Below are 13,279 nucleotides of genomic sequence, written 5' to 3'. Positions count from 1 at the left end.
AAGACTTCCCGAAGAGAATGGTGAATTTCTTCCGAGGGATGCCCATGCCAGAAACAAGACAGCGAGAGAGGAAAGCATCCGGATATGACAAACCCCTTCGACGACGAGACCGGAACCTTTCTGGTCCTGGTCAACCACGAGGGCCAGCACTCCCTGTGGCCCGCGTTCGCCGAGGTCCCGGCCGGCTGGACGACGGTACTCGCCGAGACCAGCCGTGAGGAGGCCCTGGCCTATGTGGAGCGCACCTGGACCGATCTGCGCCCGAAGAGCCTGATCGACGCGGCCTAGCAAGGCGGCCCGATATCTGCCCGACGCGGACCGGACCGTTCCGGGCCGGTCCGCCCGAGCGCACCACCCAACCCCCCACCGCAACGCACCTCTCACTTTCCCGACGGAGGAATTCGCAATGAGCACCATCACCATCGACGCCACCGCCGAGTCCAAGGTCCGTGACATCCTCGCCAACTCCCTCGACCTGGACGGCGAGGAGCTGACCCGCACCGGGCTCTTCGTGGACGAGTACGGGGCCGACTCGCTGTGCGCGATCGAGATGCTGTCCGCCCTCGAGGTGGCCTTCGGCGTCACCATCGAGCAGGACGAGCTGGAAAACATGATCCACTTCGAGGCCGTCCTCGAGGTGCTCTCCCGGGCCGAATCGCGATGACCGCCCATCGAGTGGTGCTGACCGGACTCGGCGTCCTGTCCAGCATCGGCAATGGCGTCACCGAGTTCACCAAGGGGCTGCGCGAAGGCCGGTGCGGCGCCGGGGAGATCACTCTCTTCGACGCCACCGGCTTCCGCCGCCAACTCGCCCACGAGGTCAAGGACTTCGAACCGGCCGAGTGGATCTGCCACACCCCGCTCGAAGAGCTCGGCCGGGCCAGCCAGTTCTCCGTGGCCGCCACCCGGCTGGCGGTCCAGGACGCGGGGCTCAACCTGGAAGAGCTGCGCGGCCGGCGCGGCCTGGTCACCATCGGCACCACCGACGGCGAGGCCAGGGAGCTGGACCTGCTCGTCGAGTCCGAGCTGGAGGTCGGCTTCGAGGGCCTGGACCCGACCGCGGTACGGCGGCTGCCGGCCCACCGGCTGGCCCTCGCCGTCGTCCGTGAACTGCGGCTTCCGCAGGCGGTGCCGTCCGTACTCGGCACCGCCTGCGCGGCGGGCAACTACGCCATCGGCGACGGCTTCGACGCCGTACGGTTCGGCGAGGCCGACTACGCGCTGGTCGGCGGGTCGGACGCGCTGGCCCGCCGCACCTTCGCCGGCTTCTCCCGGCTCGGCCTGGTCTCCTCCGACCGGTGCCGGCCGTTCGACGCCGAGCGGGAGGGGCTGCTGACCGCCGAGGGCGCCGGGGTCCTGCTGCTGGAGACCCTGGAGTCGGCGCAGGCGCGCGGCGCCCGGATCTACGCCGAGCTGCTGGGCTACGGCCTCAACTGCGACGCCCACCACCCGACCGCGCCCGACCAGGAGAGCGTCGCCCGCTGCATGGGCCTCGCGCTCGCCGACGCCGGGATCAAGCCGGAGGAGGTCGATCTGGTGTCCGCGCACGGCACGGGCACCAAGACCAACGACATCACCGAGACGCGCGCGATCCGCGAGCTGTTCGGCGACCGGCCGCCGCGCACCGTGGCCCTGAAGTCCATGCTCGGCCACTCCATGGGCGCGGCCAGCGCCCTGGGCGCCGCGGCCTCGGCCGTCGCCCTGGCCCACGGCTTCATCCCGCCCACCGTCAACCACCGCTCCACCGATCCCGAGTGCGGCATCGACTGCGTGCCCAACCACGCCGTTACGGCGCCGCTGCGGATCGTGGTCAACAACGGCCTGGCCTTCGGCGGCAACAACGCCTCCGTCGTCCTCGGCCGCTATGAGGAGGACCAGCGATGACCCCCGCACATCTCAAGGAGGTCACCACCGAGGCCCGGGGCCCCGCCCGTACCGACCGCGCCGTCATCACCGCCTGGTCGGCGGTCTCCCCGTACGGCATGGGCCGTGCGGCGTACGCGGAGGGGATCGCCGCGCGGCGGCCCACCGAGGCCGTGCCGGACCCGGCGGCCTGGCAGACGCCCGACGCCGCCGCCTGCCTGGTGCCCGGCTTCGACATCCGCCAGATCCTCGGCCGGGCGGGCACCCGCACCATGGACCGGGCCATGGGGCTCGCGGTCACCGCCGTACGCGAGCTGTTCGAGGAGGCCGAGGCCGACGAGCGCCCGGTGACCCGCGGGACCGGGACCGCGCTCGTCCTCGGCACCACCCTGGGCAGCGCGGCCAGCCAGGAGAACTTCATCCGGGCCTCGTTCGTCGGGGAGAAGCCGTACGACGTGCCGGCCCAGCTGATGCCCAACACCCTGATGAACAGCCCGGCCGGGGCCAGCGCCATCCGCTTCGGCCTCAAGGGCCCCAACACCACCCTGGCCGGCGGCCGTCCGACCGCGCTGCTCGCCCTCGCCTACGCCCGCCGGCTGCTGGCCGCGGGCCGGGCCGAGCGGGCGGTGGTGGGGGCGGTGGAGGAGTACTCCGGGGTCCGTTCCTGGCTGGAGCGCCGCAGCCGTGGCGCGGACGAGGAGCAGGCCGCGCCGCTAGGGGAGGGCTGCGCGGTGCTGCTGGTCGAACCCGCCGACACCCTCCCCGAGGACCGGCCGGCGCTCGCCGAACTCCTGGCGATCGACGTACGGGTGGACGTCGGCGGCGATCTGCCCGGCACCCTGCGGGAGAGCGTGCGCCACGCCCTCGCCGAGTCCGGGGTCGACCCGGGCGAGGTGTGGGTGGCGTCCGGGGGCGGGCTGAGCGGCGACGCGGGCGACCGGGAACGGGCGCTGCTCACCGAGCTGTTCGGGCCGGAGATCGCCACGCGGGCGGTGTGCCACGAGCTCATCGGCGACACCGCCTCGGCCCAGGCCGCCTTCCAACTCGCCGCGGTCCTGGTCACGGCGGCCGCCGACCCGGCCTCGGCCGGGCGGGCCGCCGTGATCACCTCGGTGGACCGCGAGGGCCTGGTGGCCTGCGGGGTGCTGCGGCTGCTGGGCGGTGCCCGATGAGCCCCGCGCTCCCGACGCCTGGTGCGGGCCCGACACCTGGTGCGGCCCCGACGCCTGGTGCGGCCCCGGCGGACCCCGTTGTCGCCGTGGCCCCGCCGGTCGCGCTGGTCAGCGGCGGCTCGCGGGGCATCGGCCGGGCGGCCGCGCTGCGGCTGGCCCAGGACGGCTACGCGATCAGCTTCTGCTACCGCTCGGACGAGGAGGCGGCCCAACAGCTCGGCAAGGAACTGGCCGAGCTGGGGGTCGGCTCGCTCGCCCAGCGCCTGGACATCAGCGACGGCGAGGCCGTACGCGAGTGGGTCGCGCGCACCGAGCGCGAACTGGGGCCCGTCAGCGTCGCCGTGGCCAGCGCGGGCATCACCCGCGACAGGCCGATGCTGATGATGTCCGACCAGGACTGGCGGGCGGTTCTCGCCACCAACCTGGACGGGGCGGCCCACGTCTGCCGGGCCGTGCTGTTCCCGATGGTCAAGCGCAAGGCGGGCTCGATCATCACCCTCTCGTCGGTGTCCGGGGTCTACGGCAACCCGGGGCAGGGCAACTACTCGGCCTCCAAGGCCGGGATGGTCGCCATGACCCGGGCGCTCGCCAAGGAGGTCGGCCGGTACGGCATCCGCGCCAACGCCGTGGCCCCCGGAATGATCGACACCGATATGACCGACGCCCTCAGCGGCAGCCAGCGGGACCGAGCCGTGGCGGCCATCCCGCTGGGCCGGTTCGGCACCGCGGAGGAGGTCGCGGAGGCCGTGTCCTTCCTGGCCTCCGACAAGTCCGCGTACATCACGGGATCCGTGCTGCAGATCGACGGCGGAATCGTCCTGTGACGCCCCCGCCCCCGCCCAGGTCCCACCGCACCTCCGCCGACTTCAGCGCTGCCGCCCACCGCTCTCCTGTCCCCACTCGACTCTCCAAGGAGCTGGCCTCATGACCATCCCCGCCACCACCGCGTCCGCCAACCTCACCCCGCTCGTCGACACCGCCGCCTTCCCCTCGACCGTGGACGGCGAGGTCCGGGCCGCCCACCGGCTGTATGAGCACCTGATCGGCATGTGGGCTCCAGGCGTCATCGAGGCAGCCCAGGACCTCGGCGCCTTCGCCGCCCTCACCGTCGGCCCGGCCACCGCCGCGCAGCTCGCCGAGGTCCTCGACACCGACCTGCGGGCCACCCGTGTCCTGCTGGACGGCCTGTTCGCGTACGACGTCGTCGAGCGCACCAGAGGAGATGACGGCCAGGCCGTCTACACCCTCCCGGCCGAACTGCACAGTGTTTTCGCCCCCGACGGGCTCTTCAGCCTCGCCGGGAAGATCGGCCACGACCGCAACGTCGCCTGGAACGCCTGGCGTCACCTCGCCGACAACGTCCGCTCCGGCGCCCGCGCCGCCGACGGCGCCCAGCAGCTCAACCAGATATCGGAAGAGGACTACACCTCGCTGGTCCGCGGCATCAACTTCTGGGCGCCGCCGATCACCCGCTCGCTCGCCGCCGCCCTGCGCGAACTCGGCTGGACCACCGGCCGCTCCGCGACCCTCCTGGACGTCGGCTGCGGCACCGGCATCTACAGCCACCTGCTGCTGCGCGAGTTCCCCGAGCTGACCGCCCGCGGCCTGGACGCCGAGCGGATCATCCCGATCGCCGCCCGGCAGGCCGCGCAGCTGGGGGTCGCCGAGCGGTTCCAGGGCGAGGTCGTGGACTTCTGGAGCGAGGACTGGGGCAGCGGCACCGACCTCGCGCTGTTCGTCAACATCTTCCACCTCCAGACCCCCGAATCGGCCCGCGAGCTGCTGCTGAAGGCCACCAAGGGGCTCACCGAGGACGGGGTGATCGCGATCGCCGACCACATCGTGGACGAGGACGGCGGCGAGGGCTCGGTCCAGAACAAGTTCTTCCGGCTGTTCGCCGCCTCGATGCTGGCCACCGGCGGCGGCGACGCCTTCACCGTCCACGACTACGACCAGTGGCTGGCCGACGCGGGGCTGCGCCGGATCGGTCTGCTCGACACCCCGATGCACCGGGTGCTGCTCGCCCGCCGTTCCTGATCGCACCACCGAGCCACCGCAGTTGATGAGGCCATCTCCCCGCTCCCCGGCGTGACCCCGCGCGCCGGGGAGCACCTCTCTCATCCCACGTAAGGGAGAACCAGCCATGCCCGTACGCCTTTTCACCTCCGAATCGGTGACCGAAGGCCATCCCGACAAGATCGCCGACCAGATCAGCGACACCATCGTGGACGCCCTGCTCGAGCAGGACCCGCGCGCCCGGGTCGCCGTGGAGACGCTCCTCACCACCGGCCAGGTCCACATCGCGGGCGAGATCTCGACCACCGCCCGGAACGTCGACGTCCCGGCCCTGGTGCGCCAACGCATCCTCGACATCGGCTACGACCGCTCCACCAAAGGCTTCGACGGCGCCACCTGCGGCATCTCGGTCTCCCTCGGCACCCAGTCGCCGGACATCGCCCAGGGGGTCGACGAGGCGTACGAGGTCCGCGACGGCTCCGGCACGGTGGTCGACGAGCTCGACCGCCAGGGCGCGGGCGACCAGGGGCTGATGTTCGGCTACGCGTGCGACGAGACGCCCGAGCTGATGCCCCTTCCGATCATGCTGGCCCACCGGCTGGCCCGCCGGCTCACGGCCGTACGCAAGGACGGCACCGTGCCGTATCTGCGCCCCGACGGCAAGACGCAGGTGACCGTCGAGTACCGGGGCAGCAAGCCGGTGCGGCTCGACACCGTGGTGGTCTCCAGCCAGCACGCCGCCGATGTGGACCTCGCCGGGCTGCTCACCCCCGACATCCGCGCCCATGTCGTCGAGCCGGAGCTGGAGGCGCTGCGCGCCGACGGCATCCGGCTGGCCACCGACGAGGTACGGCTGCTGGTCAACCCCACCGGGCGGTTCGAGATCGGCGGCCCGATGGGCGACGCGGGACTGACCGGCCGCAAGATCATCGTGGACACGTACGGGGGCGTCGCCCGGCACGGCGGCGGCGCGTTCTCCGGCAAGGACCCGTCCAAGGTCGACCGCAGCGCCGCGTACGCCATGCGCTGGGTCGCCAAGAACGTGGTGGCCGCGGGGCTCGCGGACCGCTGCGAGGTACAGGTCGCGTACGCCATCGGCAAGGCCGAGCCGGTCAGCCTGTTCGTCGAGACCTTCGGCACCGCCCGGGTGGCCGTGCGGCGGGTCACCGACGCCATCAGCGAGGTGTTCGACCTCAGGCCCGCGGCCATCATCCGCGACCTGGACCTGCTGCGCCCCGGCTACGTCAGGACCGCCGCCTACGGCCACTTCGGCCGCCCCGAGTTCACCTGGGAGCGCACCGACCGGGCGGCGAAGCTGCGCGCCGCGGCGGGCCTGTGAAGAACCGCCCGGGGCCCGGCAACACGCTGCCGGGCCCTGGGCGTGACATCAACGCCGCATGAGCGCGAAGACGCCCCAGCCGAGGTACTCGCGCTCGTACCGGGCATAGCGGACGGGTGCGGTGGCGAGCTCGGCCCGCAGCTCGTCGGCCAGTTCGTCGTCGGGGTTGCCGTCCAGCCAGCGGCGGATGTTGAACCACTGCGCCGCCCGGTACCGGTCCCAGCTGTCCTGGTCGGCGAGCACCATCTCCACCACGTCGTAACCGAGCGCGCCGAACCGCTCGATCAGCCCGGCAAGCGGCAGGAACTCTTCCTTGCTGCGAGCGTGGCAGGCTTCGACAGTCTGCTGATCGGGGGGATCCATACGCCAGTACGGCTCGCCGATCAGCATCATCCCGCCGGGCCGCAGGCTGCGCCGCAGCAGTTCGACCGTGCCGGGCACACCATGGCCGATCCAGGTGGCGCCGATGCACGAGACCAGGTCCACCGGCTCCTCGGCCACATACCCGGACGCGTCACCGTGGACGAACACGACCTGCTCGGCCACGCCCAGCTCGGCGGCACGGGCCCGCGCCTTGCCGATGCCCGCCGTGCTGATGTCCACCCCGGTCCCGGTGATCCGGTGGTCACGTGCCCAGGTGCACAGCATCTCGCCCGATCCGCTGGCCAGATCGAGCGCCCGCGTCCCCGGCGCCAGGTGCAACGCCTGCCCCAGGGTGGCCAGCTTCTCGCTGGTGAACGGGTTGTGGATGCGGTGGCTGCTTTCACCGATGACGATGCTACGTGGAATATCCACTCGTGGGTTTCCTTATGTCTGATGAGGTAAGGGCGGTGTCGCAGGGCAGCCGACCGTGGCCGACCGCGATGGCCTGGACCGTCATCAAACGCACCTCATCAGGCAGTTGGACTTCCGACGTCGAGGGACGCTAGAACGCACCGGATCGTCGTGTCCACAGGTTTTCCTTACGCGGCGGTGGGAGGCGAATCGGGGCCCGCCCGCTCACTGAGTTTGTCGCGTCACCCGTGGCCGACTGGCAGACTGCCGAGCGGCATCGGGCTACTGAGCAGCGGTCATACGCGGAGATACGGGGTGCGGGCGGGATGGATCTGGCCGGAGTGGTGCTCGCTGACCGGTACGAGTTGCGGCGGCTGATCGGCCGCGGCGGTATGGGAGAGGTCTGGCACGGCCAGGACACATCCGTTCTGCAACGCGAGGTCGCGATCAAGGTCCTGCCCGCCATCTCCGGCACCATGTCGGTACGGCGCTTCGACAGGGAAGCGGCGATGCTTGCCAGGCTCCGGCATCCGGGGATCACCGTGGTGCACGACGCCGGCCGCCACGACGGTTACCTCTACATCGTCATGGAACTCCTCCAAGGCCAAGACCTGGCCCGGGTCATGGCCGACCATCCCCATGGCCTGCCTGTCGAGCGTGTGCTGGACTTCTTCCTCCAGATCACCGACGCCCTCGCCACGGCTCACCGCGATGGTGTTGTGCACCGCGATCTGAAGCCGGCCAACCTGTTTGTGCAACCGGGCGACAGGATCAAGATCTGCGACTTCGGTATCGCCCGCAGCACCGACGCCTCGGACGCCCTGACCACCAACGGCGTGGTCCTGGGCACCCTGCCTTACATGTCGCCCGAGCAGTGCGAGGGACGGCCCGTGGAAGCGCCCGCCGACATCTACGCCCTCGGCACCGTCCTCTTCGAACTCCTCACCGGACATACCCCGTTCCCCGCCGACCAGCCGCCCTACGCCCTCATGCGCCAGCATGTCGAGGACTCCCCTCCCCGCCTGGGCACGATACGGCCGGACATCCCCCAGGAACTGGCCGATCTGGTGGCGCACATGTTGGCCAAGGCCCCCGACGACCGGCCCGACGCCACCGCCCTGGCCCGTACCCTGGCCGGGCTCACGGCCGACTCCACGACACGTTCGGGTTCGGGTTGGGGTTCGGGTTCGGGTTGGGGTTCGGGTTCGGGTTGGGGTTCGGGTTCGGGGGAATCCGAGGAGCGGGAACCCCAGCGGACCGCCGTACTGCCTCCGCCAACCGACGGCGGCGGCGACCAGGCGCCCCGGCGGAACAGCACCCGGCTACTGCCCGCCCGCTGGACGCGCACCCGCACGTTCCTGGTCGGAACCTCCGTACTCTGCGCGACTGCCCTCCTGGCCCTGGGCATCGCAGTCCTACGCGACGACGACGCCGACCCGCGATCCCCTGACCGGACTCTTCACACCGACGGCGCCTTGGAGGTGGAGTTCAGCCCCGACGGCAGCATGCTGGCCGCCGGTGGCAACATGGCTCCGATCCTCCGGTGGGACCCAGAGACCGGCGAACGCATCGGCAAACCCCTCCGCCAGGTCGGCAACGTGTACAACGTGGCGTTCAGCCTCGACGGCACCATGCTGGCGGCCTCGACACTGCAATACGACGGCACGGTACGGCTGTGGAACCCGAAGACCGGTGAGCTGATCAGCGAGTGCAACGACCCCGAAGTCATCGCGGTGGCGTTCAGTCCGGACAGCACCATGCTGGCCACCGCGAACCAGGACGTTGAAACGGTGAGCCTGTGGGATCCGAAGACCGGAAACCAGATCAGAGTCGTCAGCGAAGGCGACAACGACGGCATCAGCGAAGGCGACGACGTTTCGTCCCTGGCGTTCAGTCCGGACGGCACCATGCTGGCCGGCGGGGACGGCAAAGGCATCGTGCGGCTGTGGGACCCGAAGACCGGTGAGCAGATCGGTGACCCCCTCCAAGCTCACGACGATGACGTCAGGGACGTGGAGTTCAGCGGGGACGGCACCACGCTGGCCACCGCAAGCGCGGATGGCACCGCGCGGCTCTGGAATGTGAAGACAAGAAAGCAGATCGGTGACCCCCTCACCGCCGACAGCGAGACCGTTTCCGGCCTGGCCTTCAGTCCGGACGGCAAAACGCTGGCCACCGCGAGCGCGGATGACACGGTGCGGCTGTGGAACCCGAAGACCGGTCAGCAGATCGGTGACCCCCTCCACCACGACGGCGACGTCACGCACGTCGTGTTCAGCCCGGACGGCACCACGCTGGCCACCGCAAGCGACGGCGACACGGTGGCACTGTGGCAGCTGCCACAGGAGTCCACCACCTGAGCAGCGATGTCCGCGCCGTGTGCTAGCCATGCCTGTATGACGGATACGGAGTACCCCGAACTGTTGGCGGCTCTCGACGAGTTCGCCGAGAGCCTGGACCCGCGTGAGCGAGTCACCGCTCTTTACGGCCTGATCGCTCCCTTGCTCGGCCGTATCGAAGGTGAGGACGAAGAGCTCAGCGATGAGCCGGTGATGTCGAATCCGGAAGCGGTGCTCGGGCTGCGCAGGGCAGCCGCCGGGGAGCCGGTGGACGCTGACGCGATCCATGAACACCTCACCGCCGTGGGGCTGTCCTATTCCGAGGATCAGGATCCGGACCTCCACGTGATATCGCAGTCGGCCTACGCGGCGGCGGCCTGGCTGACCCTGCTGGCGGGGCGGAAACTGCGTACCGACGACTCGCTCGACGATGGCGAGGACCTGTTCCCGCGGGTTGCCCGCTCCACGTTCGCGCAGATCGCCGACCTTCTGGCCTGGACTCGATCCGATCAGATCTACATCATCTGGGAGGACGCCGCCGACGATCCCACCCTGGGCGATCTCTCGGCCGCGACCCGCGAGCTCAAGGCGATGTACCGGGAGATCACTGCCTGACGTCCCCGGGACCGCCCGCCGGGTCCCCGGCGGCCGCGGCCCGGAGGGCGCGGGCCCCGACCGTACGCAGGTGGGCCAGCAGCTCCGGGGGCTCATGCACCTGGAACTCGCAGCCCAGCATGAGCAGCCGGGACGCCAGCCACTCCAGCGTGTCGGCGTGTCCGCGCAGCTCACAGCTGTCCTCGTCGATCGGCTGCACCTCGCCCGGCGCCGCCCCGAGCCGCCCGGCTGCCTGGGCGGCCGGAAGACGGAGGGTGGCCCGCACCTCGTAGGTCGGCGCGAGTGAATACATCCTGCGGGTGACGAAGGCGGCCGCGTCCTTCTCGGGCAGCTCACGGGGCGGGACGCGTACGCCGGTCGGCTGGAGGCGGGCCATCCGGTCGACGCGGAAGATCCGCCAGTCGTCGCGCTCGGTGTCGTACGCCAGCAGATACCAGCGGCGCCCCGCCAGCACCAGCCGGTGCGGCTCGACCAGCCGACGGGTCCGGCTGCCGTCCCCCGCCTGGTAGGAGAACCGCAGCCGCTCATGGCCGGCCACGGCCGCGGCGGCCACCGCGAGCTCGTGCGGGTCCACGGGCGTGGCGCTCTCGGTGAACAGCGACTCCGTCGCGGCCCGGAAGGCCCCCACCCGGTGCCGCAGCCGGGACGGCAACACCTGCTCCAACTTGGCCAAGGCGCGCAGGGACGCCTGCTCGATACCGCTCACCGGCTTGCCGACCGCCGTACTGAGCGCGACCGCGATGGCCACCGCCTCCTCGTCGTCGAGCAGCAGCGGTGGCATGGCCTTGCCCGCGGCGAGCCGGTATCCCCCGGCGGCCCCCATGGTCGCCTCCACCGGATATCCCAGCTCGCGCAGCCGGTCGACATCCCGGCGGACCGTGCGCGGGCTGACCCCCAGGCGCTCCGCCAGCTCGCTGCCGGGCCATTCGCGCGGGGTCTGCAACAGGGACAACAGGGTCAGCAGCCGGGCCGAAGGGGTGCTCATGGCGTCCATGATGCCGGACCATCTAGGCCAGGATCCGACCTAGATGCCTCCTACAGTCGCCCCCATGAGCGACGAACTGCGCCCCTTCCGCATCGACATCCCCCAGTCCGACCTGGACGAGCTGCGTGAGCGCCTCACCCGCGCCCGCTGGCCGAGGCAGTTGCCCGGCGAGGGCTGGAGCCGCGGCGTGCCGCTGACCCACCTCAAGCAGCTGGCCGACTACTGGCGGGACGGCTACGACTGGCGCCGGCACGAGGCGCGCCTGAACGAATTCCCCCAGTTCATGACCGAGATCGACGGACAGGACATCCACTTCCTGCACGTACGCTCACCCGAACCCGACGCCCTGCCCCTGATCCTCAACCACGGCTGGCCGAACTCCTTCATCGAGTTCACCGACCTCATCGACCGCCTCACCGACCCCCGCTCACACGGCGGCGACCCGTCTCAGGCCTTCCACGTCGTCGTCCCCTCCGTGCCCGGTTACGGCTTCTCCGCGCCGCCCCGCGAAACCGGCTGGAACGTCGCCCGGGTGGCCCGGCTCTGGGTGCGACTGATGCACCGCCTCGGCTACGACCGCTACGGCACCCAAGGCGGGGACCTCGGCGCGTACATCGCCCCCGAAATGGCCAAGGCGGCACCGGAACACGTCGTCGGCGTCTACGTCATCGCCGGCCTCGGCTTCCCCACCGAAGCCGACCTCCCCGAGCTGACCGACGACGAACGCGCGGCCTTCGAACAGCTCCAGCAAGCGGACTGGATGAACGGCGTCGACCACCACGCCCTGCTGCGCGCCGCCCCGCAGACCTTCGCCTACGGCTGGCACGACTCCCCCGTCGCCGCGCTGGCCTGGATGACCCAGAAGTTCAAGGAGTTCACCGTCGTCGACAAACTCCCCGAGGAGCTGATCGACCGCGATCTGATCCTCACCAACACGACCCTCTACTGGCTCACCGACACCTTCGGATCCTCCTCCTGGCCCATGTACGACAGCACGGGCTTCGGCTGGCCGGAAGGCCAGAAGGCCGTGCCGACCGGCGTCTACAGCGGACCCCCCGGAATCCGGCGGCTCGCCGAACGGCACAACACCATCGTCCACTGGCCCACGGACAACCCCGGCAGCCACCACTTCGTGGCCATGGAGCGGCCCGGCCATATCGCCGCCGACATCCGCGCCTTCTTCGACAAGGTCCGCTGACTCAGCGCCCAACCGACGTGGCCGACCTCCGCAACGGACATCCCGTCCCGACCCGCGCGTCGAGGTCGGCCCGCAGGGCCGCAAGCTCGGCCATCCGCTCGTCGATCACCCGGATCTTCTCCTCGAACAACACCGACAACGCCTCAGCGGAGTCCGGGGCGTCGCGCAGCTCCTCGAAGTGTCGTCCGATCTCGGCCAGCGAGAAGCCGAGGGTCTGCGCGGTGCGGACGTAATGCAGCCAGGTCACGGTCTCCGGCGGGAAGTCGCGATAGCCGTTGGCCAGGCGCTGCCCGGTGACGAGGCCGACCTTCTCGTAGAAGCGAATGGTGTCCTTGCTCAGGCCCGCTTGCGCGGCCAGCTCTCCGATACGCATGACTCTCCGCCCGGCTGTGGACTTGACCTTGGAGAGTACTCCACTGTTTAGCGTGAGGCCGTAGCTGCTCGTCGCTGCCCGTCACTGCCGAGATACCAGCAGGAGCCTCGCCATGAACCGTCTCTTCGTCCCTTCCCGCCACGCCTATCTCCGCGTCGTACGCGCAAGCGCCTGGTACGACCTCGTCATCACCGCGGGATTCGCGACGCCGTGGACCTATGCGCTGGTGCACGACACGCTGAACTCGCTGAGTGACACCCTCGGGCTGGGTGTCTTCCCCGCCCTCGACCCGATCCAGACCCTGTACGCGAATCTGATGGGCTCGGTTGTGGTCGTCTGGGCGCTGCTCCGCATCGTCAAGCCCCTCCCGGCCCACGGGCTGTTCGACGGCGCCGCGCGCACGCTGTTCTCGATGTGGATGGCGTACGCGCTGACCCACGGCGCCACGCGGGTCCTCTGGCTCTTCCTCGTGGTGGAGGTGGCGTGGGGTGTCGTTCAGCTTCTGCCGTGGTGGCGTACTCAACGCACCAACCTCGCCGACGGCCCCGCCGGCCCGTCCGCCAGCCCGTCCGCCGGACACCCGCTCAGCGCGGAGGGGCGATGAG

At 70.6% G+C, this 13,279-nt stretch carries 14 protein-coding genes; 11 read left to right on the top strand and 3 right to left on the bottom strand.

From position 1 onward, the window contains the following. Positions 1-84 precede the first annotated feature (84 nt). The 7 genes from ACWY4P_RS33940 to metK all read left to right on the top strand — a co-directional run bounded on the left by ACWY4P_RS33940 (position 85) and on the right by metK (position 6,390). Positions 85-288 (top strand): MbtH family protein, encoded by a 204-nt coding sequence (locus ACWY4P_RS33940; RefSeq protein ID WP_319700433.1) that lies wholly within the window; start codon positions 85-87, stop codon positions 286-288. A 118-nt stretch (positions 289-406) separates the two neighbouring features. Next, the gene (locus tag ACWY4P_RS33935) at positions 407-664 is read left to right on the top strand and encodes an acyl carrier protein (protein ID WP_456204361.1); all 258 of its coding nucleotides are present in this window, start codon (positions 407-409) and stop codon (positions 662-664) included. Beyond that, entirely contained in the window at positions 661-1,884 is a 1,224-nt protein-coding gene (locus tag ACWY4P_RS33930; RefSeq protein WP_456204360.1) for a beta-ketoacyl-[acyl-carrier-protein] synthase family protein, read from the top strand. Before ACWY4P_RS33935 ends, ACWY4P_RS33930 begins: the two co-directional genes overlap by 4 nt. Next, positions 1,881-3,035, top strand: a complete 1,155-nt coding sequence (locus tag ACWY4P_RS33925) for a beta-ketoacyl synthase N-terminal-like domain-containing protein (RefSeq protein WP_456204359.1) — start codon at positions 1,881-1,883, stop codon at positions 3,033-3,035. The genes ACWY4P_RS33930 and ACWY4P_RS33925 overlap by 4 nt, the downstream gene beginning before the upstream one ends. 86 nt (positions 3,036-3,121) lie before the next feature. Further along, positions 3,122-3,859: a 3-oxoacyl-[acyl-carrier-protein] reductase gene (fabG, locus tag ACWY4P_RS33920; protein ID WP_456204358.1), complete on the top strand. Its 738-nt coding sequence runs from the start codon at positions 3,122-3,124 to the stop codon at positions 3,857-3,859. Positions 3,860-3,959: 100 nt separating this feature from the next. Continuing rightward, entirely contained in the window at positions 3,960-5,072 is a 1,113-nt protein-coding gene (locus tag ACWY4P_RS33915) for a methyltransferase (RefSeq protein ID WP_456204357.1), read from the top strand. A gap of 106 nt (positions 5,073-5,178) precedes the next feature. Further along, positions 5,179-6,390, top strand: a complete 1,212-nt coding sequence (gene metK / locus ACWY4P_RS33910; protein ID WP_456204356.1) for a methionine adenosyltransferase — start codon at positions 5,179-5,181, stop codon at positions 6,388-6,390. Between the two features lie 48 nt (positions 6,391-6,438). On the opposite strand, the gene ACWY4P_RS33905 is transcribed toward metK, so the two are convergent. Beyond that, complete coding sequence (locus ACWY4P_RS33905) at positions 6,439-7,185, bottom strand: SAM-dependent methyltransferase (protein ID WP_456204355.1); 747 nt, start codon at positions 7,183-7,185, stop codon at positions 6,439-6,441. A gap of 305 nt (positions 7,186-7,490) precedes the next feature. Between ACWY4P_RS33905 and ACWY4P_RS33900 the strand changes: the two genes are divergently transcribed. Both ACWY4P_RS33900 and ACWY4P_RS33895 read left to right on the top strand, forming a co-directional pair. Beyond that, positions 7,491-9,524 (top strand): WD40 repeat domain-containing serine/threonine protein kinase, encoded by a 2,034-nt coding sequence (locus ACWY4P_RS33900; protein WP_456204354.1) that lies wholly within the window; start codon positions 7,491-7,493, stop codon positions 9,522-9,524. Between the two features lie 36 nt (positions 9,525-9,560). Then, complete coding sequence (locus tag ACWY4P_RS33895; protein ID WP_456204353.1) at positions 9,561-10,118, top strand: hypothetical protein; 558 nt, start codon at positions 9,561-9,563, stop codon at positions 10,116-10,118. Here ACWY4P_RS33895 and ACWY4P_RS33890 read toward each other — a convergent pair. Beyond that, complete coding sequence (locus ACWY4P_RS33890) at positions 10,108-11,103, bottom strand: helix-turn-helix transcriptional regulator (RefSeq protein ID WP_456204352.1); 996 nt, start codon at positions 11,101-11,103, stop codon at positions 10,108-10,110. The two genes, ACWY4P_RS33895 and ACWY4P_RS33890, sit on opposite strands and share 11 nt — an antisense overlap. 64 nt (positions 11,104-11,167) lie before the next feature. On the opposite strand from ACWY4P_RS33890, the gene ACWY4P_RS33885 reads away from it, so the two are divergent. Then, the gene (locus tag ACWY4P_RS33885) at positions 11,168-12,301 is read left to right on the top strand and encodes an epoxide hydrolase family protein (protein ID WP_456204351.1); all 1,134 of its coding nucleotides are present in this window, start codon (positions 11,168-11,170) and stop codon (positions 12,299-12,301) included. 1 nt (position 12,302) lies between these two features. On the opposite strand, the gene ACWY4P_RS33880 is transcribed toward ACWY4P_RS33885, so the two are convergent. Next, positions 12,303-12,674, bottom strand: coding sequence for a MerR family transcriptional regulator (locus ACWY4P_RS33880; RefSeq protein WP_456204350.1), 372 nt, complete (start codon positions 12,672-12,674; stop codon positions 12,303-12,305). A gap of 112 nt (positions 12,675-12,786) precedes the next feature. Between ACWY4P_RS33880 and ACWY4P_RS33875 the strand changes: the two genes are divergently transcribed. Continuing rightward, positions 12,787-13,278, top strand: a complete 492-nt coding sequence (locus ACWY4P_RS33875) for a hypothetical protein (protein WP_456204349.1) — start codon at positions 12,787-12,789, stop codon at positions 13,276-13,278. The last annotated feature ends 1 nt before the right edge of the window (position 13,279 follow it).

It is taken from the genome of Streptomyces sp. LZ34 (assembly GCF_053890475.1).
The sequence above is the reverse complement of the archived record's forward strand: the minus strand, read 5'-3'. Positions and strand labels throughout refer to the sequence as shown.